This is a genomic window from Herminiimonas sp. KBW02 (assembly GCF_003852535.1).
GTDB lineage: Bacteria > Pseudomonadota > Gammaproteobacteria > Burkholderiales > Burkholderiaceae_D > Oxalicibacterium.
The window spans coordinates 380,762-403,276 of sequence record NZ_QAJP01000005.1 but is presented as its reverse complement, the minus strand read 5'-3'; the positions used below and the strand labels follow the sequence as shown (position 1 = coordinate 403,276).

Annotated in this window: 17 protein-coding genes; 3 read left to right on the top strand and 14 right to left on the bottom strand. The window is 55.6% G+C overall.

What is annotated here, in order from left to right; all coding sequences use genetic code 11:
* The first annotated feature begins 9 nt into the window (after positions 1 to 9).
* A complete protein-coding gene (locus DBR37_RS11305) occupies positions 10 to 1,497 on the top strand; it encodes a deoxyribodipyrimidine photo-lyase (protein WP_124574569.1) in 1,488 nt (495 codons plus the stop codon).
* 46 nt (positions 1,498 to 1,543) lie between these two features.
* Here the strand turns inward: DBR37_RS11305 and DBR37_RS11300 are convergent, their stop codons facing one another.
* From DBR37_RS11300 to DBR37_RS11275, 6 genes are all read right to left on the bottom strand, one after another.
* A complete protein-coding gene (locus DBR37_RS11300) occupies positions 1,544 to 7,423 on the bottom strand; it encodes an Hpt domain-containing protein (protein ID WP_124574568.1) in 5,880 nt (1,959 codons plus the stop codon).
* A gap of 85 nt (positions 7,424 to 7,508) precedes the next feature.
* Positions 7,509 to 9,788, bottom strand: a complete 2,280-nt coding sequence (locus DBR37_RS11295) for a methyl-accepting chemotaxis protein (protein WP_124574567.1) — start codon at positions 9,786 to 9,788, stop codon at positions 7,509 to 7,511.
* 53 nt (positions 9,789 to 9,841) lie between these two features.
* A complete protein-coding gene (locus DBR37_RS11290; RefSeq protein WP_124574566.1) occupies positions 9,842 to 10,417 on the bottom strand; it encodes a chemotaxis protein CheW in 576 nt (191 codons plus the stop codon).
* 10 nt (positions 10,418 to 10,427) lie between these two features.
* Positions 10,428 to 10,793, bottom strand: a complete 366-nt coding sequence (locus DBR37_RS11285; protein ID WP_124574565.1) for a response regulator transcription factor — start codon at positions 10,791 to 10,793, stop codon at positions 10,428 to 10,430.
* Between the two features lie 20 nt (positions 10,794 to 10,813).
* The gene (locus DBR37_RS11280; RefSeq protein WP_124574564.1) at positions 10,814 to 11,215 is read right to left on the bottom strand and encodes a PleD family two-component system response regulator; all 402 of its coding nucleotides are present in this window, start codon (positions 11,213 to 11,215) and stop codon (positions 10,814 to 10,816) included.
* A 151-nt stretch (positions 11,216 to 11,366) separates the two neighbouring features.
* Positions 11,367 to 11,519 carry a rubredoxin gene (locus DBR37_RS11275; RefSeq protein ID WP_124574563.1) on the bottom strand — a complete coding sequence of 51 codons (153 nt, stop codon included), beginning with the start codon at positions 11,517 to 11,519 and terminating at the stop codon, positions 11,367 to 11,369.
* Between the two features lie 96 nt (positions 11,520 to 11,615).
* On the opposite strand from DBR37_RS11275, the gene DBR37_RS11270 reads away from it, so the two are divergent.
* Both DBR37_RS11270 and hemL read left to right on the top strand, forming a co-directional pair.
* Entirely contained in the window at positions 11,616 to 12,464 is an 849-nt protein-coding gene (locus DBR37_RS11270; protein WP_124574562.1) for a hydroxymethylpyrimidine/phosphomethylpyrimidine kinase, read from the top strand.
* Between the two features lie 24 nt (positions 12,465 to 12,488).
* The gene (gene hemL / locus DBR37_RS11265; RefSeq protein WP_124574561.1) at positions 12,489 to 13,787 is read left to right on the top strand and encodes a glutamate-1-semialdehyde 2,1-aminomutase; all 1,299 of its coding nucleotides are present in this window, start codon (positions 12,489 to 12,491) and stop codon (positions 13,785 to 13,787) included.
* A 51-nt stretch (positions 13,788 to 13,838) separates the two neighbouring features.
* On the opposite strand, the gene corA is transcribed toward hemL, so the two are convergent.
* From corA to mpl, 8 genes are all read right to left on the bottom strand, one after another.
* Complete coding sequence (gene corA, locus DBR37_RS11260) at positions 13,839 to 14,804, bottom strand: magnesium/cobalt transporter CorA (protein ID WP_124574560.1); 966 nt, start codon at positions 14,802 to 14,804, stop codon at positions 13,839 to 13,841.
* 409 nt (positions 14,805 to 15,213) lie between these two features.
* Positions 15,214 to 15,909 (bottom strand): monofunctional biosynthetic peptidoglycan transglycosylase, encoded by a 696-nt coding sequence (gene mtgA / locus DBR37_RS11255; protein ID WP_124574559.1) that lies wholly within the window; start codon positions 15,907 to 15,909, stop codon positions 15,214 to 15,216.
* A gap of 75 nt (positions 15,910 to 15,984) precedes the next feature.
* The gene (gene aroE / locus DBR37_RS11250; RefSeq protein ID WP_124574558.1) at positions 15,985 to 16,800 is read right to left on the bottom strand and encodes a shikimate dehydrogenase; all 816 of its coding nucleotides are present in this window, start codon (positions 16,798 to 16,800) and stop codon (positions 15,985 to 15,987) included.
* Between the two features lie 6 nt (positions 16,801 to 16,806).
* A complete protein-coding gene (locus DBR37_RS11245; RefSeq protein WP_124574557.1) occupies positions 16,807 to 17,697 on the bottom strand; it encodes a TonB C-terminal domain-containing protein in 891 nt (296 codons plus the stop codon).
* Between the two features lie 60 nt (positions 17,698 to 17,757).
* Positions 17,758 to 19,827, bottom strand: a complete 2,070-nt coding sequence (locus DBR37_RS11240; protein WP_124574556.1) for a ribonuclease catalytic domain-containing protein — start codon at positions 19,825 to 19,827, stop codon at positions 17,758 to 17,760.
* Positions 19,828 to 19,937: 110 nt separating this feature from the next.
* Entirely contained in the window at positions 19,938 to 20,501 is a 564-nt protein-coding gene (locus tag DBR37_RS11235) for a chorismate lyase (RefSeq protein WP_124574555.1), read from the bottom strand.
* 29 nt (positions 20,502 to 20,530) lie between these two features.
* A complete protein-coding gene (locus tag DBR37_RS11230; protein WP_124574554.1) occupies positions 20,531 to 21,115 on the bottom strand; it encodes a YqiA/YcfP family alpha/beta fold hydrolase in 585 nt (194 codons plus the stop codon).
* Positions 21,112 to 22,485: a UDP-N-acetylmuramate:L-alanyl-gamma-D-glutamyl-meso-diaminopimelate ligase gene (gene mpl / locus DBR37_RS11225; RefSeq protein ID WP_124574553.1), complete on the bottom strand. Its 1,374-nt coding sequence runs from the start codon at positions 22,483 to 22,485 to the stop codon at positions 21,112 to 21,114. Before mpl ends, DBR37_RS11230 begins: the two co-directional genes overlap by 4 nt.
* Positions 22,486 to 22,515: the final 30 nt, after the last annotated feature.

Below are 22,515 nucleotides of genomic sequence, written 5' to 3'. Positions count from 1 at the left end.
AAGACCCCCATGCTGCTATTTGAAAAATCCCTGGTCTGGTTCCGCCGCGACTTGCGCAGCTTTGACCATGCCGCCCTGCACCATGCGCTGACGTTGAGCCGCCAGGTCTATTGCGCCTTCATTTTTGACCGCAGCATACTGGATGAACTGCCCAAATATGACCGTCGCGTCGAATTCATCCACGCCAGCCTGCTGGAACTGGACACGGCCTTGCGCGAACTCGGCGGCGGTCTGATCGTGCGCCATGCCGATGCGGCACAGGCAATTCCGCAACTGGCGGCCGAACTGGGCGTGGATGCAGTCTTTTGCAACCATGACTACGAACCGCAGGCCATCGCACGAGATGCGGCAGTAGGTACGGCGCTGAAGAAAGCCGGACGCGAGCTGCGCACTTATAAAGACCAGGTTATTTTTGAAAAAGACGAAGTCTTGTCACTGGCCGGCAAACCGTTCTCCGTATTCACGCCATACAAGAATGCATGGCTGAAAAAGCTGCAAACCGAACTGGCACCAGCCGAACTGCCAGCGTATGAAGTTGAGGCACTCAGCGCCCACTTCGCACCGCTGCCACCTGCCACGCCTGCCATCCCGACACTCAGCGAACTCGGCTTTGAAAAAACAAATCTGAGTGAACTGCACATCCCGACTGGCATGCAGGGTGGCCAGGACTTGCTGGACGACTTTGCCGAGCGCATGCGCAACTATGACAGCACGCGTGACTTCCCTGCCGTCAAAGGGCCATCTTACCTGTCGGTACACCTGCGCTTTGGGACGGTATCGATACGCGCACTGGTCAGACGGGCGCTGGATGCAATACGCATAGGTGCTGGTGGCAGTGGCGCCGCAGTCTGGCTATCCGAACTGGTGTGGCGCGACTTCTATTTCATGATCCTGTACCAGCATCCGCATGTGCGCGAACGGGCATTCAAGCCGGATTACGATGCCATCGTCTGGGAAAGCGGACCGCATGCTGAAGAGATATTCCAGGCCTGGTGCGACGGCCGCACCGGTTATCCGCTGGTCGATGCAGCGATGGCGCAACTGAACCAGACCGGCTATATGCATAACCGACTGCGCATGGTGACTGCGTCCTTCCTGATCAAGGATCTGGGCATAGACTGGCGCTGGGGTGAACGTTACTTCGCCGAGAAGTTGAATGACTTCGACCTCGCTGCCAATAACGGCGGCTGGCAATGGGCTTCGTCTTCCGGCTGTGATGCACAACCTTACTTCCGCATTTTCAATCCGCTGACACAGTCGGAAAAATTCGATCCGGATGGCAAATTCATACGCCGCTACCTGCCGCAACTGGCGAAACTGTCGGGCGAGCACATCCATGCGCCGTGGCGCGTACCGACCATGGAATTGCAAATGGCCGGCGTCACATTGGGACAGAACTATCCACATCCGTTGCTGCAACATGACGAAGCACGCGCACGTACCTTGCAGCGCTACGCAGTCGTGAAGAAAGTCACGGTAGAAGACGAGCGACCATAAAAAAATCCCGCAGCGAACTGCGGGATTTTTTACGTATGGCGATTGCTTAGTTAAGCGTTGCGGCCTTTGCTACGAAACCGGCTATCAACTTCAGCAATACATCTTCCTGATATGGCTTGCCCAGGTATTCATTCACGCCCAGCTCCAGCGCATAGTTGCGATGCTTGCTGGCAGTACGCGACGTAATCATGATGATAGGAATATCGCGTGTGCGTTCGTCGTCACGTATATTGCGCGTCAGATCGAAGCCGTCCATGCGCGGCATTTCGATATCGACCAGCATCACATCCGGTGTGACCGATTGCAAATGCTGCAGAGCATCGACACCATCTTTCGCCAGCACTACCTGATAACCTTCACGCGTCAACAAACGCTGCGTCACCCTGCGCACGGTCAATGAATCATCAACCACCATGACGATAGACTGTGTACGCAAACCTTGTACCGGCGCGGCGCGTGGCACATTCGAATCGGCCATCTCTGCAATCGCCCCCATGCCCTCAGGTGCATCGGATGGCGTCAGGCGTGGCGCACGGATATTGTCGAGTGCCGCACGTTGTGCCAGCGGCACCGGATTCAGGATCAGGACGATCTCGCCGGAACCCAGCACAGTCGCACCGGCTATCCCTATCATGCGCGACAGCTGCGGCCCGATGTTTTTTACCACGACCTCACGGTTGCCGAGAATTTCATCGACGTGCAAGGCGACGCGTTCACTGCCACTCTTCAAAATCAGCAAAGGTGAGTATTGCTGCGTGACCGGCGCCACCTGCTGATCGCCCAGCAAGCTGGACAGATAATGCATAGGCACGCGTTGCGATTGCCACATCACCGCACCTTCGTTATAGGCGGCCGCCAGCGGACCGGTTTTCAATTGCTGCACTTGTTCGACCAGTACCGATGGCACAGCGTAAGTCTTGCCGCCAGTGGACAGCAATACGACTTGCGTCACTGCCAGCGTCAATGGCAAGTGGATCGTGAACTGTGCACCCTTACCTTCTTCCGATGCGATCGCAACACGACCACCCAGCGAAGCTGCTTCCGAACGTACGACGTCCATGCCGATGCCACGACCAGCCAGTTCCGTGATTTCTTCCGCGGTGGAGAAGCCCGGATGGAAAATCAGATCGGTGACTTCGGTATCCGATAATTCCATCTCGTTCGTCAACAAGCCGCTGCTCACTGCCTTGTTACGGATGTTGTTGAGATTCAGAACCTGACCATCGTCAGAGAAATGAATGACTACTTCATTACCTTCCTGCCGGATTTCGATACGCAATTGGCCTGTTTCATTTTTGCCTGCCGCCTGGCGTTTCTCACGTGACTCGATACCGTGCACAATCGCATTACGCAGCAAGTGCTCAAACGGACCCGCCATTTTTTCCAGCACGCCCCGGTCGATCTCGACCGCGCTGCCGCGGATATCCAGATTGATACGTTTATCGGTTTCTTTCGAAGCCTGGCGTGTGACGCGGAATAAGCGCTCAGAGATGCTGGCAAATTGCACCATACGTACGCGCATCAAATCCTGCTGCAAATCACGCGTCAAACGCGCTTGTGTAGAAAGGTCAGTCGTAGCGCTGTCGATAGTGCGACTCAGGTTTTGCTGCACCGAGCCGACGTCGTTCACACTCTCCGCCATCATGCGCGTGAGCTCCTGCAGACGTGTGAAGCGATCGAACTCAAGCGGATCGAATTCGCGGTCAGCCGAAATACCCATACGCGATGTAATCTGCGATTCCGCCTGCATTTCAATTTCACGTAACTGTTCACGCAAACGCACGACGTTTTCCGACAACTCGCCCATGGACTGGCGCAAGGTACCGACTTCAGTTTCCAGCTTGGAACGCGAGATCGAAACCTCACCCGCCTGGTTGACCAGACGATCCAGGATGTCGGCACGCACCCGCACCAAAGGCGCAGCGGCAGTCGCGGCCAGTGCACCGGCATTCGGCACGATAGGCGCGAGGCGATGCGGCGCTACCGGCATTGCATTATGAATTTGCGGCAGCTCCGCTTTCGGCGCGAGGCTTGCTGTTGTAGCCATCGCATCTGCTGCGGCCGCAGGTGCTGCAGCCGTATTCTGGCTTTGCAATTGCTCGAATAGATAGAGGCCCTGATCGTAACGCGCCAGCAAATCTTCGATAGCGGCACTGGATGGATGACCGGCGTGCGTAATATTCTCGATCCGGGTTTCCATCTCGTGCATATGCTGGCCTAGCGACATTGCGCCGGCCATGCGTGCGCTCCCTTTAACGGTATGCAGCAAACGCGCCAAGGATTGCGGCAGCAAGGTATTACCCAGATCCTGTTGCCAGGCCCGCAGTGCCTGTCCCATTTGCGGCAGCATGTCGCGGCCTTCCTCTATGAATACCGGCAATAAATCCGTATCGATTTCATCGCGGATCAGCAAGGCGGGATCGCTTAATTCCTCATCCAGTTGCGGGTAAACAGGTTCAGCAAACGAAACTGGATCGGCCTGGTAGCTATCCGTCTGTGCCGGCAACGTTTGGTCGATATCGGCCTGTACTGCCGCCGGAACTGTCTCTGCAGTCGGCGCAACAAATACCTGTTCATTAAGCTCAGGAAAGTCCGGCAATGGCGCGGCGGCTTCCGGCTCTATGTATTCCGCTTCTTCAGGCGCCACGTAACCATTCCGCAAACCTGAACGGGCTTCGAAATCTTCCGGCATGCTTTGCAGAATAGCGACCTGATCCGGTTCTGCGTCCGGCATTTCGCCAAGGGCAAACATTTGCAACATAAAGCGTATGCGACCAACCGCATGCTCCAGTGCATCGTATTCGGAGACCAGCAATTTGACCGGTTTACGCGCCAGGTATTGCAGCACTGTTTCCAGCGCATAGGCAATTTCCTGCAACGGCTTGAAACCAACAGTAGCGGAACTACCGGCCAGCGAATGGGCAGCATGCACAATTTGTGTATTCACCTGACGATCAGGTTCATGCCGCCACTCACCGATGTCTTGGGACAGGAAGCGCACCAATTCGTCGGTTTCAGCCAGATAGATATTGTGCAACGGCAGACTGATTTCCAGATCGCCGATGTACTTGATGTTGTCATCTGTTTTCAGCGGCGTAGGCTTGTTCGGGAAATCGATGACATCAGCTATCTGCAGATGATCAAACTCGCCAGCTGGCTGTGCCTTTTTCGCCTCGGCCTCTATCGCTTCAGGCGCGGCATCGAATTGACGGAATTGCGCCAATTCTTCATCACTTAATTCCAGCTCTTCCGCTTCCGTGACAACAGGTGTTTCTTCAGCGCTGAATTCCAGTGCAGTGTCTGCTTCTGCTACCTGGCCATCCTCAGCTTCGGCAACTACGTCTGCCACTACAGGGGCAGCTTCATGCGCGACTTCCTCTGCAGCTTCGTAGTGAAAGCCTGCATTATTCTTCACGCGTTCCGCCGCATTGATCAGCGCCAGCCCCTGGCGATCCGAACGGCCTTGCGTCAGCAAATCGTTGACCCAGGCATCCAGTTCCTGTGTTGCCCTATCCAGCAAGGCATACAAATCAGGATCGCCGCCACGTGTTTCAGACAGGCGCAAATTCAGGACTTGCTCGACACTCCAGGCGGTTTCGCCGAGTGCCTGCAAGCCGACCATGCGGCCGCTGCCTTTGAGTGTGTGGAAAGAACGGCGCAGCGTGGTCAGGTATTCCTGGTTATGCGGCGCATTGCGCGATTCCGGTATGGTTAGTCTGACGCAATCCAGCACCTCGACTGCCTCGGACAAAAAGATTTCGAGCAGTTCTGCATCGATGGCTTCGTCGCTGACCGGTGTGGCGCGCGGCGCCTCTTCCTCTATCTGAGCAACCGGCCTGGCTGGCGCGGCAGCTGCCAGCGCCACGTCTTCCATCGTATCCTGCGACGCGACGAAAGCCGGATGCTCCAGCATATCGATCACGGCACGCGCCCTGTCATTGGCTTCCGGATTATCGACCAGGGTCGCATCCAGTCTTACCTGTTCCAGCGATTCGCGTAATTGTTCCTGCAATAAGGAATTGTCCGGCTCAGCCAGCAAAGAGATCGCCAGCTCTTCCGATTGTTTCTGGTGATAAGCGAGTTCTGCCTCGACCGTAGGCAAATCAGGAGCGTCAAAAGCACGGTCAGCCGGTACCGGCGCACCTTCGTCATGTATCGGTGTCAGTACCACATCCAGCGCACTGTCATCCGGCTGATTCTTCTCTGTGAGGCGGGCGTGAAAGACGCCCAGTTTCTGATCAAAGGAGAAACGATTTTTTACTCCGTCCGGATGCAGTTGCAAGGTCTCGATAAAGAAGCTCAGTGCACCTACGTTCTGTGCGACTTGTTCAAACTCCTGTACGCAAGGCTCATCTTCAGCTTCGATGAAGCGACGTACTGCCGCTTGCGTATGCTCGACTGCCAGCACCGCATCGTCCTGCTCCAGCACCGCCAGAGCACCACTGATCTGATGCAGGATGGTATCGATATCAGTGAGGCCGCTACGTTGTGTAGTGTCACGGAAATATTCATCAAGCAGCTTCTCGACCTGACGCAAGCTGGATTGCATTTCTGTCGCCAGCGCACCTATGGTCTGGCGTTCTTGCGCTTCACGCGACATATCGTCCAGCCAGGATGCCGATTCTGTCAGCTGCTCCCCGGCTACCGCCGACAACAAACGAGCAGTCACCGCGTCAGCACGTTCAGCAAAGTCTTCCGCCAGGTGGCCGATTTGCTGCAAGGCGTTTTCAACAAACAAGAGGCTGGTCGCGATTTCCAGACTCAGGCTATCGCCCGGCTGCGTATGCGCCGCATGGCGTGCAATACCGCCCAGTTCACGCAGCAACTTGGCCAGCGCTGGTGCATTCAGGCGTGCACCAGCTTCTGCCAGAGCACCCATTTCTTTTTCAAAAGCCGTGGCAACACTGGCATCACCGCCCGCGATGCGATTCCAGAAATTCTTGGCTTGCATCAGGCGTTCCTTGGCCTGTGTCAATGCCTGCGCATCGATCTGACCGTAGCGCTTCTTCTCATAATCTGCCGGGACGACGCCATCGAGCTGATAAGCGGTACGGATTTGTTGCACTACCGGCGACGGATGCTCGACCTTGGCAATGAAGAACAAGGCATCGCGCAGTAATCTTTCGGTGATGCTGGACGAACCTTCACTGAGACGGCGTATCTGCAGGTTGATACGTGCAAACAATTGTTTGACGTAGAGTTCATTTGGTACCTGTCCGCCCGCGACGGCTTCGGCGAAACCGCGCATGACCCACCAGAAGCTGCGCCCCTGTTGCGTATTCTGTGCCTGCTCCACACGCAGGACGATATCGCGCATGGCCTGTGCACTGGCGATGGCGGAACCATCAGCAGCATTCTTCAGGAACATTAATAAACCGCGCTCAAAGCGCTTGCGCAAACCGACATAATCATCGTGCGATAACTTGACGGTTGCCGACGGCAGCTGCGGGCGTATTGCCAGATTAGGGAAAAACAGGTCGGCCGGATGTATACGTTCCGCACCGCGTACTTGCAACAGCGCGCGATAGTAGGGGAACAAACGCACTGGCTGATGCGGCACACCTGCCAGCAACTCTTCCAGATATTCCAGCAAGGCCTGATAGGCATGCGTGATCGCCTGTACGCTGGCGTCGTCCAGCTGCAACTGACCGGACTCTACACGGTCAAGTAAATCTTCTACTGTTTCGGTAATGATGACGACGCCATCAACATCCACCATTTGCAAGGCACCATGCGCCTGATGCAGGTAAGCCTTGGCATGACGCAGGGTGGTCGAGCTGGTTTCAGCATCTTGCATCAATGCTTCGCCCAGCGCGATTTTTGAACGCGTCAGCGCGCCGCTGATTTCACCGATCACCCATGACAAAGGGCCGGTATCGAAGTGTTCCCTGCTGCCTTGCGACAATGGGGAGGTAGGGGTATTCATGACTGCCTCGCGGTGCGAAGGTGATCAACCCGTGCCGGTCGATCACCGCAATTGCTATTGGGCCGAAGCCACTGCAAGCCTGATATCAAGCGGTGACGCGGAAGCGCGATACCGAGTTCTTCAATTCTTCGGCCAGTTTCGACAATTCGCGAATCGAATGCGCCGTCTGCTGCGTACCTTCTTGCGTTTGCTCGGTCACCGTCAAAATGCCCTGAATATTTTGCGCCACGCCGTTCGCCGATGTCGCCTGCTGTTCCGTCGCGGAGGAAATACCCTGAATCAGTTCCGCCAGTCGGTTCGACACGCGTCGAATATCGGACAGCGCCGCACCGGCCGCATCTGACAGCTTGGCACCCTCAACCACACCCTGCGTCGATTTTTCCATCGCCGCAACCGCATCATGGGTATCGGTTTGAATCGTACGGACCAGCGCACCGATCTGCTTGGTCGCTTCACCGGAACGTTCCGCCAGTCGTTGCACCTCTTCCGCCACCACCGAGAAGCCGCGCCCGGCTTCACCGGCGGAAGCCGCCTGGATCGCCGCGTTCAGCGCCAGTACGTTGGTCTGTTCGGTAATGTCGGAAATCAGTTCGGTGATCTCACCAATCTCTTGCGACGATTCACCGAGGCGTTTGATTCGCTTCGAGGTTTCCTGGATTTGCTCACGAATCTCGTTCATGCCCTTGATCGCATTTTCCACCGCGCGCGAACCTTCTTCCGCCGCCGTCACTGACTGACGCGCAACTTCTGCTGATTCATTGGCTGATTTGGAAACGTCGGTAATTTGTACCGCCATATCCAATACCGCCTGACCGGTTTCCTGAATATCGCGCGATTGCTTTTGCGACGCTTCCAGCAATTCGGTCGAGATATTCTGTGCTTGCGTTGATGCCGAAGTAACCTGCTCCGCTGTATTCGTTACGCGTCCTACCAGACCACGCAACTCTTCCACCGTGTAGTTAACCGAGTCGGCAATCGCGCCGGTGATGTCTTCCGACACCGTCGCCTGCACCGTCAAGTCACCATCCGCCACTTCCTGCAATTCGTTCATCAGACGCAAAATCGCAGCCTGGTTTTGATCATTGGCTTGCTTCGCTTCTTCTTCCTGTTTCTGCGCTTCGAGACGCTGACCTTCCGCTTCGAGACGACGCGCATCCGCTTCCTTGGTGCGGTTGCGGCTGTCCTGCAGCAGTACCAGTGCAATACCGGCCGCGGACAACAGCGCGGCCAACACACTCAGCAGCATCAGCCAGAATGGCAGCGTCAGCGAATCCTGGTCGCTGCGGTAGCTTTGTTGCAGTTCAGTCAGACGTTGTTTCAGCGCTTCGTTTTCTTTAAAGATCAGCTCCTCGGCCTGTTTCGCCGAGATGAAGTTTTGCAGGTTACCGAGAATCAGCGAAATCGATTTTTGGTATTCATTAAAGTTCGCCTGCAGTTCCAGCAGCTTGTCGCGTGTATCCGGCTCTGTAGTTTTGCTCAATCGCAGCGTTTCACTACCATTCAGGAAGCCTTCGACAATTTCACGGAAGGTGTTGGTATCCTTGCCCAGCAAGAAGGCTGTCTCCGGGTTCACACCTTCAGACGTCAGGAATTCGTTCGCGCTGCGTGCCAGACGTTGTGTCAGCATGACCAGCTGACCAGCCTGCGCTGTTTCACGCGGCGACGCACCACCCTGTGCTTTCAGGGTCGAGATCTGTTCGGTCAGTTCCAGCAAGTTAGGCGAGATACCGTTCAATATCTGCAAAGTGCTACCAAAGCCGGTCAATTCCTTTTCCAGATTGAGAATCGTGCCGGCAGCCTTGTCAGTACCGGTCCACAGTTTTTGCGTTTCTTTCAGCATCGTATCCATCTGTGCATCCGGCGGGCTGATACTACGCCCCTGATACACGCCACCTTTGGACAGGATAGCCAGATCGTTATTGAATTCCTTGCGGCTGTCAGCCAGCTGCTTGAACGCTTCCTTGTTACCCTGAATCGCATTCGGTGTCGCCTTACCCACACGCTGCGAGTGCATCAGCGCATCACCGGCGATCTGGGTCTGGGTCGAACTTAAAGTGGAAGAGTCCGCACTCAGCCAGACGAATAAGGCACCGAGCACCAGCGAGCTGCCAAGTGCGATCAGCAAAATACGAACCTGTTGTTGTAGCGGCAGATTGCCGATCAGCGGCAGTGTAATGTCGCCGCTTTTTTGCAATACGTCGCCGATGTAAGTCGCGTTCGGATTGATGTTTGCACGTGTAACGGTATTCGGCGCAGCAGTCTCTGCATGCACGGCATCTTCAGTTGGCGCAGCATTATTGGCATCATCGCCTTGCGCAGCCGTCTCTTTTTTATTTTGGGAAAAGAGCGGTAATTTAAACGCCATACTGATTCTCCTGATTCTCTATTGATGAAGCGCTCGGACTATTGTTTCGAGGCTTACAGGCCGACATGCAAAAATTGGGGATTTTGTATTACTGAAGAAAGATCGAGCTCGATCCAGACATGCGCGTCCTGGTCGAGGTAGCGTTTGCTGGCCCACGGTGCATCTGCATCAGCACTATCGGCATGCAACTCCATTTGCGCAACGTTGCGCAAACCCAGCACGCGCGACACCAGCAAGCCGCTGTTAAATGCCAGCGTCGGACCGAAGGCCACAATGCGGCTGTCTTTCTCTATGTTGGTAGCAGGCAGTCCCTGGAAACGCGCGAAGTCGATCACGCTGATCAGGTTGCCACGTATATTGGTCAGGCCGAGAAACCACGGCTGCGTCAACGGTACAGGGGTAATCGTCCCGACCGAGACGATTTCACCCGCGGTCTGCAGATTCAACAGCCAGCGCTGCTCACCTATCATCACGCCTAGCTGGTTTACCCGTGCATCGGTACCGCTGCGTGCGGTCTGCATGCGCTCCACCAACTGCGCCTGGAATTCACGCAAACGCGTACGGCGCGCGGTGATATCCGATTTCGGGGATGCACTATCCGTTTGAAAATCCGACGTAGGCTGGCTCATGAGGAGCTACTTATCCGAGCGCTGCAATTTTGGATAGCAATTCAGCCGGATCCACAGGTTTAACGATGTAATCGCGTGCGCCCTGGCGCAAGCCCCAGATGCGATCCGTTTCCTGGCCTTTGCTGGTGCAGATAATGATAGGTACATCCTGGGTTTCCGGATCACGTGCGATGGAACGGGTTACCTGAAAGCCGTTCTGGCCCGGCATCACCACATCCATCAATATCAATTGCGGTTTGTCTGCCTTGATTTTCAGCAGCGCTTCTTCGCCGTTCTCTGCGGTAGAGACGGAAAAACCTCTTTTAATCAGGATGTCGGTAAGAAAGTAACGCTCAGTCGGTGAGTCGTCCACGACCAGAATTTTTTGAATAGCCATCTGAAACCTTTAGATCGAATTTACCTTGCGACTGCCTCGAGCGCGTGTTCACGCACGGTTTTGAGCAGGCTGTCTTTTGTGAATGGCTTGGTGAGGTAGGCGTCGGAACCGACCATAGCACCACGCGCACGGTCGAATAAACCATCTTTGGATGACAGCATAATGACCGGCGTTGAATGAAATTTTGCACTTTTCTTGATCAGTGCACAGGTTTGATAACCGTCGAGACGCGGCATCAGAATGTCGCAGAAGATCAGCGCTGGTTTGTGATCGTTCATCTTGGCAAGTGCGTCAAAGCCGTCGTCAGCCAGCACGACCTTATAACCTGCCTGACCAAGGAATATCTCGGCGGACCGACGAATAGTGCTGCTATCGTCGATCACCATGATTTTCATATCCGCATTATCCAGCGCTATTGTCATGATTCGTCTCGTTGAACTGTGTCAACAATATACGGCGCATCCGTAACAAAAAGCAAGATTCTTCAAGCCAACACGGAGGCCTGTGCCAACACCCGTGGTTTTTAAACAAAAATTGCCGAAGTCACAACGCTGGACAGGAGTAATACCTGGCTTAAACAGCTACCATTTCAAAGTCTTCCTTGCGCGCGCCACATTCCGGACAGGTCCAGTTCATAGGCACATCCGCCCAGCGTGTACCCGGCGCAATGCCTTCTTCCGGCAAACCGGCGGCTTCGTCGTATATCCAACCGCAGATCAGGCACATCCAAGTTTGAAATTGTTCGTTTGATGTTTCGTTATTGCTCACGTCTGACAGCCCTTCAAGTTAAAATGCATAGTCAGCTATCTTAATATACCCGCCGTGCAAAACCAAACTTCTCCGCTTATATTGACCTTTGGCCCTACCGATCCGGTCGGCGCTGTTGGTATTCAGGCTGATCTGGCCTCTTTTGCCGCGATGGGCTGCCACGGCCTGTCGGTGATCACCTCGCTGTTTATAGGCGACACCGCCCGTATCGAAGATACACAAATCATCGATTCCGACTGGGTTGCCGATCAGGCCCGCGTCGTACTTGAAGATATGCCGGTCGCCGCCTTCAAGGTCGGCGCGGTCGGCAGCATAGAAAACGTCTCGGCGATTGCCGAGATTGTGTCCGACTATCCGGACATTCCGCTGATTTTCGATCCTTTCCTGTCGTCCCTGCCCGATCAGGGGCCGGATGGCGAGGATATGTTGATGGCGACTCGCGAGTTGCTGATCCCGCAAACCACAGTGTTGATCATTTCTGCGGTCGAATTGTCACGCCTGGCAGAAACCTGGCGCGAAGCGTCGGAAGAAGACATGATGGCGGTCGATGCGATGCGCCTGATCGAAATGGGGTGCGAGTATGTGTTCGTTACCGGCACCCCGTCCGACCTGACCGATGTCGCCAATACCCTGTTCGATGAAAGCGGCGTCATCCGCCACGATAACTGGCAACGTATCTCCGGCTCCTACAGCGGTGCCGGCGGCACGCTGGCGGCAACCATCGCCGCATTGCTGGCGAACGGCCTCGATGTCCCGGAAGCCGTATTTGAAGCACAGGAATTCACCATTGCATCCATCGCCAATGCGCAACGCCTGGGCATGGGCAAGCTGGTATTGGATCGCTATTTCTGGGCGCGCGAATTCGATGAAAACATCGATATCCTGCCACCACCCATACAATAATTTTTTTACCGCTACGGTCTCTGCATGACATCCAAGAACGATCAACTCTTCGCCCGCGCACAACTGAGTACGCCGGGCGGCGTCAACTCGCCGGTACGCGCCTTCCGCTCGGTCGGCGGCACCCCGCGCTTCATCACCCGTGCCGAAGGCCCCTACTTCTGGGACGCTGATGACAGGCGCTACATCGATTACATAGGCTCGTGGGGTCCGGCCATCGTCGGTCATGCACATCCGGATGTGGTCAAGGCAGTACAGGAAGCCGCTACCCGCGGCCTGAGTTTCGGCGCGCCGACTGAAGGCGAAATCGACATGGCAGAACTGATCTGTCGCCTGGTTCCTTCGATAGAACAGGTGCGCCTGGTGTCCAGCGGTACGGAGGCCGCGATGAGCGCCTTGCGCCTGGCACGCGGTGCAACCGGACGCGACAAGATCATCAAATTCGAAGGCTGCTATCACGGCCACGCCGACTCGCTGCTGGTAAAAGCAGGCAGCGGCTTGCTGACCTTTGGCAATCCGACCTCAGCCGGTGTGCCGGAAGACTTTGCCAAGCACACGCTGGTACTAGACTATAACGACTCCGCGCAACTGGAAAACGTATTCAGGGAAATGGGCGACTCCATCGCCTGCGTGATCGTTGAACCGGTCGCCGGCAATATGAATTTGTTGCCCGCCACCCCTGAATTCCTGCAAACCATGCGCCGTGTCTGCACCCAGTACGGCGCAGTGATGATCCTGGATGAAGTGATGTCCGGCTTCCGTGTCGCCCTCGGCGGCGCGCAATCGTTGTACGGCATCACACCGGATCTGACGGTACTCGGCAAAGTCATCGGTGGCGGCTTGCCGGTCGCTGCTTTCGGTGGTCGCGCTGACATCATGCGTCATCTGGCACCGTTGGGTGGCGTGTACCAGGCGGGTACGCTGTCCGGCAATCCGGTCACCGTGGCTGCGGGCATGGCGACACTGAAACTGATACAGGCCCCGGGCTTCTATGAAAACCTGACAGCGCAAACTGCCAAACTGGTACAAGGCTTCAGCGCTGCAGCGCGCGAAGCCGACATTGCCTTCTGCGCCAACTCGGTCGGCGGCATGTTTGGCTTGTATTTCGCGGCTGAAGTGCCGGTCTCCTATGACACCATGATGAAGTGCGACAAGACACGCTTCAACGCTTTCTTCCACGCGATGCTGGATGCCGGCGTCTACCTCGCGCCGTCTGCGTTTGAAGCCGGCTTTGTGTCAGCGCAACATGACGACGCCATCATAGACAGCAGCATCAAGGCAGCACGCGCCGCCTTTGCCCAATTGGCAGACGACTGCGACGATTGATCTGAGGAAGTATTCCACGCACCGGACGGTGCGTGGCAAGCATGCAGTGCGTTACTTCAGCCAGCCACGGCGGCGGAAGTACCAGAACGGTGTGACCGCCGATGCGATCATCATGACGATGGCCAGCGGATAACCGAAAGTCCAGTCCAGTTCCGGCAAGACCTTGAAGTTCATACCGTAGATACTGGCGATCAGTGTCGGTGGCAGGAAAGCGACCGACGCAACCGAGAAGATCTTGATGATCTTATTTTGGTTAATGTTAATGAAACCGACCGTCGCATCCATCAGGAAGTTGATCTTGTCGAACAGGAAGGCGGTATGGCCATCCAGTGATTCGATATCGCGCATAATCTGACGCGCTTCTTCAAACTGCTCCGCATTCAATAAACGACCACGCATCAGGAAGCTGACCGCACGTCGTGTATCCATCATATTGCGGCGAATACGACCGTTCAAATCCTCTTCATGCGCGATGGCATTCAGCGCGACCGCTGCGTCCTCATCGCTCAGCCCTTCCTGCAATACGCTGCGGCTGACTTCATCCAGGCTCTGGTACACGCCTTCCAGCGCATCCGCCGAATACTCGGCATCGGTTGCGTACAGATCGAGCAAGACATCCTTGTAATCGGTAATTGAACCGGGACGCGAGCGCGCACGCATGCGCACCAGGCGGAAAATCGGCAAATCTTCGGAATGTACGGAAAACAGGATGTCACGCGCCAGGATGAACGCCACGGTCACGACACGTGACGGGCCATCATCTTCTTCCAGCAGGAAATCGGTACGCAGGTGCAGGTCGCCGTTTTCGCCTTCGTAATAACGGGCGGAAGCTTCGATATCCTTGACGTCGTCTTCGCCCGGCAAGGTCACGCCATAGATGCTTTTAACCCAGGCCCGCTCATCGTCATTCGGATCGGTCAGGTCGACCCAGACCGGCGTGGCCCGTTCCAGATCCTCACGGCTGTCGATATTGATTTGGTTCAGGCGACCATTTTGCAATACAAATACATTGATCATTAGCTCTCCCTGTCGCGCCGGAAACATCAATCTGGTTGATGCAACACACAACATATCCTGCAGCGCCAACTCTGCAGTTTATTAATTTTTTTGAGGGAACGCGGCCATGCAACAAACTACACAGGCCAGGACGCGACCACTCACCGTATCCGGCGAGAGGCGCTAAAGGAAGGGATCGCTAAAGCACTATCTCGCGGAATGACCGTCGCAAGACGGCGGACAACTATAAGTAGGACTACCCAATTCAGGGCTCCGGAAACGAAAACAGCGCAAGTGTACTGATAAGTCTAACGGCTAGCAAGCCGCGAATAGCGCACTGCAGCATTTTCCCCCGCAACTGTATTACCGGCGCCACCTTGTCTCTGCACTAGTCTTTTACACAAGCAATATGACAACGGCATGTAGCCGCTCAGGGCAAGGCCGCGGAGTTCATGCGGCGCAGGATCAGATCCGTGCGACGCCCCAGATAAGCAGTCCCCCTGTGGGCATCGTAAAAGCGGGGATTCGGCAGCATCACCGCCAGTCGTGCAGCCTGCGCCGCACTGAGTTGCGCGGCAGATACACCGTAGTAATGCTGGGCCGCGGCTTCCGCGCCAAACACGCCGACACCCCATTCGACCACGTTCAGATAGATTTCAAAGATGCGCTCTTTGTCCATCCAGTATTCCAGCATATAGGTGATGATGACTTCCTGGCCCTTGCGCAGGTAGCTACGCTCACCGGAGAGGAAGAGGTTTTTGGCCAGTTGCTGCGTGATGGTAGAGCCACCGGCCACGACCTTGCCTTTTTTGATATTTTTCTCGTAGGCTTTTTGCAAGGCATCCCAATCAACGCCCTCGTGTTCGGAGAAGTTGGAATCTTCCGATGCAATGATGGCGCGTTTCAGGTTGTTGGAAATACGTTTATACGGTATCCATTTTTGCTTGAGCTGCGCCTTCGGATTCTTGTCCTGCAGGACGGCAAGCTGATACCGCATAAAGCTGGTCGAATCCGGATTATGGTTGACCCACCAGCCTATCTGCAGGAAGAAATACAGTTGCAACAGCAACACCAGCAGCACCGGCACAACAATCAGCCAAAACAGCAGCTTGCGCAGTATTTTCATTTTTATATAGTCTGCTGATTCTGAAAAAGCGTCGGAAAAACCAAGAACGGGAGCAAACGCAGGATACTGCGCGCTTTAAAGTTTGTCGCGCAGTTCGGCGAACACTGCAGCGGTTTCTGGCCGCACTGCGCGCCACAAATAAAACGATTCCGCCGCCTGCTCCACCAGCATGCCCAGGCCGTCCCGCGCAGATGCACCGTGCTGCGTGGCAAACTGCATGAAAGCGGTCGGCGCTGCGCCATACATCATGTCATAGGCCAGGGTGCGTGGCGCAAACACACGCGGCGAAATGGGTGGCACTTCTGAAGCCAGGCTGGCCGCCGTCGCATTGATCACGATATCAAACGCATCGTCGAGCACAGCAAAATCGCTGACTTCCAGACAGGGCTGTGGCGCAAAGCGCTCGACCAGCTCCACCGCCTTGGAGTGGGTACGATTCGCGACCACCAGGCGGGCAGGTTTCTCATGCAGCAAAGGCAGAATGACACCGCGTGCCGCACCACCTGCGCCCAGCAACAATACTGTTTTACCAGCGACGGCAACACCCGCGTTACGCACGATGTCTGTCACCAGGCCAACACCATCCGTGTTATCGCCCAGCATCTCACCGTTTTCGAATTTCAGGGTATTCACCGCACCAGCGGCGCGAGCACGCTCAGTCAGGCGGGTCGCCATTGCATACGCTTCCAGCTTGAACGGCACCGTCACATTCAAACCCTTGCCGCCTGCACGCACAAACTGCTGCACTGTCGCCAGGAAGCCGTCGAGCGGCGCCAGCAAGCGATCGTATTGCAAATCTTGCTGTGTCTGCGCCGCAAAGCGCGCATGTATATCCGGCGATTTGCTGTGTGCGATCGGATTACCGATCACTGCATAATGATCCGTCGTCATACTCACTCATTGCCCTCGTGTTTCGGTTTGCAATGCATCATCACGCGTGAAGTTGAAGCGCGTAATAATTTCCCACACATCGTCCTTGCCGACTGAGCGCATATTGTCCGGGAACTTGCCAAAAGGTGCGGAGCGCCGCACGATATTCAGTGCAGCCTGGTCCAGCGCCGGATTACCCGACGTGCGCTCGACCCGTGGTCCGCCTTCCTTCATATAAATGGTGCCATCCTGGAAGATAGGGATGTACACCACCAACTGGCCATAGAGTTTCTTGCCGTCTTTTTGCGGGAAATTCAATGTGCCGTTTTTTTCGATGCGATCCTGCAAGGCTTTGTAGTAAGCCGCATACCCAACTTCGCGCGTACTCGGCGTAACCTGGGTTTTCTTCGGCCGCTTGTTGTATTCCTCTATGCTGCGCGAGATTTCCGCTTCGCGCCGCAACAAGGCTTTTGCGCTGTCCAGCATATCCGTCGCGTTACGCTGTAGCGGCACATCCTTCACCGGTTCCACATCGCTGACTTTTGGCGTGTGTACAGGTGTTTTCGTTTCCATCTGCGCCAGCAGTTTTTGCTGATGCCGTTCCAGTTCTTCTATCTTGCGACGCGCTGCCTTCGCACTATCGCCATCCTCGCTCTTGCGCAAATCAGGCAAAGGCGATTTGGCACGTCCGGCATCGGCATTGCCGCCACCATCCAGATTCGCCTGCGCCAGCGCATCCGCTTTCAACGGTTGCTTGTCATGCTTGGCATTGACCAGAATGACTTCCAGCCCAGGATCAGTCGGCTTGAACTTGAAGGCTTCAGGCGGCGTGAAGTGCACGGCCAGCAACGCCGCATGCGCCAGCACGGAAATCGTGACGGCAGCAGTCAAAAAGCGGTTCTGGAAAAGTGACTTCACGTGCAGGCGTTGGACAATAGTATTTAAAAGAATGAATTTTACGGCAAAGCCGGTCTGCTGCTACGGATTCGCATTACCTTCTTGTGCGGGCTCTGCATTTGGCGGCGGCGCTTCCTGCAATTCCGGCTCCGGCGGTACCGGCTCGGCATCGCCTTCCATCATATCGTCCGTCATGTCCTCATCCAGCTCATCAGCAGTTGCTGCGTTCGCACCCGCATCCTGAATGATATCGAGCAAGCGCGCTTCAACGGTCAGATCCACTTCATCCCAGCGCAGCAAATCCAGCTTGACCTGCGAACCGCGAGCCAGTTGCGGCATGCCGGAAAGCTTGATGACCAATGGTATATCCATCAGGCGCAGTATTTCTTCTTTCAGTACCGCCGCCTCGACCTTCAGGGTCTCGGCTGCACCTTTTTCCTGGCTCAGCCAGCGCAAGCACCAGTAACGTTCCATGTCTGTCTGGAATGCACCGTACGCGCTGTAGGCAGCATCGAATGCCGACACAATTGCAAACAAATCCGCGTCACGCTGTTTGAACGGCGCGACCAGCGGTGCAGTCACACCGTGTTCTATACATGCCAGGATTTGCCATTGATTAACAAGGTCGGTATACCGACGCAAGGGCGAAGTGCTCCATGCATATTGATCGACGCCCAGGCCCTGATGCGGCGCTGCATGTGTTTGCATACGCACTTGCATTTTTGCCGCCCAGCCATTGCCGGAACCGCCACCCTGCGCGCGGTAAATACCCGGCACACCGTGCTCGTGCAATAACTTGCCCCAGCTGCTATTGGTCAGGATCGCCAGTTCGGCGACGATTTTATCCAGCGGTGCGCCGCGTTTGCGACGCTGAATCGAAACCACATCGTTTTCAACATAGAAGTTGAAATCGACACGATTGTTTTGTTCCGGCCGCAAGCCAAAGCTTTCACGCTTGGCCATACGTCCCTGCTCCAGCACCTGCGCCCATTTCCACAGCAGCGCAATATCTTCCTTGTACGGATAATCGCCGACGTCCGCCGCCAGGTTGTCTTCGGTGACATAGGCATCGAGATCGTTGTGGCGCAGATTGGCCGCGATAGGCACGCGTTCGGCGCGTGTCTCGCTACTGATTACTGACCAGTCGCTCGGATCGAGCGTGACGTACAAGGACAGCGCAGGGCAAACCCGGCCTTCTGCCAGCGTGTACTCTTCCACCAGTTCGTCCGGCAGCATGGTGATCTTGTCACCGGGCATATACACGGTAGACAGGCGTTGACGTGCAATCACATCCAGCGCATCGTCGCGCTTGATACCCAGCCCAGGAGCAGCGATATGGATGCCGACACACACCTTGCCATCCGGCAGGCGGGTCACCGACATCGCATCATCGATCTCTGTGGTAGTGACATCATCAATCGAAAATGCCTGCACATCGGCCACAGGCAATTCCGGCAAAACCGGCAAGCTGATGTCAGGGAAGCCTATGCCTTTAGGGAAAGACTCAAACAGGAATTTGGAGAAGTGCAAATCCTTGGCCGATGGAATACCACCTACTGCCAGCATCAGGCGCTGCGGCGCCATTTGCAATTCCGTACAGGCGGCATCCAGTGCCTTGTACTCGATGGAGTTTTTATCCGGCTTGAATAAAAGCTGCAACACGATAGGACGCATGCTTTCCGGCAAGCGCATGGCTTTTAATTCTTCTACGTACTGCGCTTGCACCAAAGCTTGCTGGCGTTTTTTCTCGACGCCCGCTAACGCCGCTTTCAACGATGCTTCCGGCGCCGCCTTGTAACGGCCCTTGCCTTTTTTATAGAAGTAAATCGGCGCCGCATGCAAACGCAGTATCAACCCGGCCGCTTCATGCGGTTTGGGTTCATGGCCAAAATATTCAGTACCCAATTCTGCAAAACCAAATTCTTCCTGGCCCGCCACTTCCCACAGAAAATCGAGATCGATATCCGCGGCAATGGCTTGCGCATCCGTCATGAATTCCGCTGGCGCTGGGCTGGCAAATTGCAGCAGGACATCCTTGGATCTCACTTTGCTGCGTTTGCCCGTAGGCAGTTCAACCTGATACGCCTCACCTTGCTGCGACATCGCGACGCCGGCTTTGAAGTCGCCGGATTCATCAAAAAATAGATTCATTCAATACTTTGCTTATTTAATAGTTCTTTGAACTGCTGCACCTGCAATCACTCCCGCGTAACACGGGATAGATTGCTGCATGGATTAAGCGCATGCTTGCGCTGTGTTATTTAGCTTTTCCTCTCGGCGTGCGGATTCTGCCGGATCGTAGCCAGATTAGGGAGAAAAACTTCTGTCACCAGTAACAAACCCTGGCCGCGACGATACAAACAACGACGCGCAAATAACGGTGCAGGCAATGCCTGACCGAGCGCTGCCGCCGCGCGCACCACCAATGGATGCTGTGCCGACAGACGCGCATATTCAAGCTCACCGCGCCAGACCTTGGGGTCTCCAAACAGGGTGGTGCCCAATGAGCGCTCACCCAGCGTGCCGAAAAAAGGCCAGTCAGAAGCGGTCGCTGACAGCGGCACTATTGTGTGCGCATAGACGACTGGGTTTTCATCGCAGCACAGCAATACTTCGCGTTCCTGCACCTGCAGACGACGCGGCAACGCGACCATCTCATATTCATCCGCTAACACCATCGCCTGTTGTTGCACCAGGCGGCGTATACGGAATTGCTCGCAGCGCGCCACCAGCTTCATCGTCAGCGACATCTCATCAGTTAGCCAGCCACGCATCTGCGACGACGGCTGCACCCCGTTGACATGCGAAAACCAATTCGCGTGCATGACAGAGCGATGTGTTCCGGCCTCGCTCTTCACTGCCCTGCTCCAACGTCAACACCGCAAAAGGCCAGCACCTCATCTGCATAATCTGCAAAGTCTGAAATACCGTGGTCGCTGCCTTCTATCACGCGCTGCCTGGCGCCTGCGAACTGCGCGACCATTTCGCGCCAGTCGAGCAATTCGTCACCAGTTGCTGCTATCAGGAAATAGCGCTCCGCTTGCGTAATCGCAGGTACCGCCAGCGCCGCCAATTCATCAATATACTCGCGCTTGAATTCAAATGCCTCATTCGAGTGATATTGCGTTTTGACACCAACCTGGCTCGCCAGATCGCGTGCTGCGTGCACGGCAGGATTGAGCATGACAGCCCGACAGCCCAGTCGCTCTGCCAGCCAGGCCGCATAAAAACCACCGAGCGAAGAACCGATCAGCGTGAGCCCGGCAGGCGGAATATCCTGCGCAATCGACAATGCCAGTGCGATCGCCTCACGTGGCGAAGCAGGCAGTTGCGGACAAATATATTCGGCACCGCGCCCCAGCGCCTGCATACGGGCAGCCAGCAGACTGGTTTTATATGACAGCGGGGAAGAACGGAAACCGTGCAGATACAAAATCATTTAGCCAGCGCATCCAGAATCTTTTGGTGCACGCCGCCAAAGCCACCATTACTCATGACCAGAACCTGATCGCCCGTTTGTGCACTTTGTGCAATGGCTTGCACCAGAGTTGGCAAGTCATTAAACGCACGTGCCTTGTCGCCCAACGGCGCCAGAGCTTCCGCCAGATCCCAGCCCAGCGCATCCTTGCCGCTGCCGCTGGCACCATAACCAAAGACCAGGTCAGCATCAACCAGGCTGCCGGGCAATGCTTCTTTCATGGTGCCCAGCTTCATCGTATTCGAGCGCGGTTCCAGCACGGCGAGTATGCGTGCGTTGCCGACCTTTTTGCGCAAGCCCTCGACCGTCGTCGCAATAGCAGTCGGATGATGCGCAAAGTCATCATAGACAGCGATGTCATTGACCGTACCGCGCAGCTCCATGCGTCGTTTGACGTTTTCAAACTGTCCGAGCGCGGCGATCGCCTGTGCCGGCAATACGCCAACGTGGCGCGCAGCAGCAATGGCAGCCAGCGCATTCATGCGGTTGTGTTCGCCGGTCAGCGACCAGTGCACCGTACCTTGCAACTCACCATTGAAGATCACATCGAAATTACCATCGTCGTGCGTGGTCAGCGACCAGCCATCCTTGCCGCCAAACCATTCACTCTCGCTCCAGCACCCACGTTGCAACACGCGTTGCAACGAAGCTTCGCGGCCATTCGCAATCACGCGACCTACGCCGGGCACGGTGCGCACCAGGTGATGGAATTGCGTTTCGATGGCATGCAGGTCCGGGAAAATATCAGCGTGGTCGTATTCCAGGTTATTCAGGATCGCCGTCTTCGCGTGGTAGTGCACGAACTTGCTGCGCTTGTCGAAGAAGGCGGTATCGTACTCATCCGCCTCGATCACGAAGAACGACGATTCCTTGCCGCTGCCGGACAGGCGCGCGGAGATGCCAAAGTTCATCGGCACGCCACCGATCAGGAAGCCGGGATCGTAGCCTGCATCTTGCAGTATCCACGCCAGCATCGACGAAGTCGTGGTTTTACCGTGCGTACCGGCAACAGCGAGCACCCACTTACCTTGCAGGATGTGCTCACCTATCCATTGCGGACCGGAAGTATATGGCAGACCACGATTGAGGATTTCTTCCATCAATGGATTGCCGCGCGAGACGACGTTGCCGATGACATATAAATCGGGAGACAGGCTGATCTGTTCAGGACCGTAACCTTCGATCAGCTTGATGCCTTGCGCTTCAAGCTGGGTACTCATAGGCGGATAGACGTTCGCGTCGCATCCGGTAACCGTATGGCCAGCGGCCTTAGCCAGAACTGCCAAACCACCCATGAAGGTGCCGCAAACGCCAAGTATGTGGATATGCATTGTACAATTTCGGATTGAATTAACGAGATT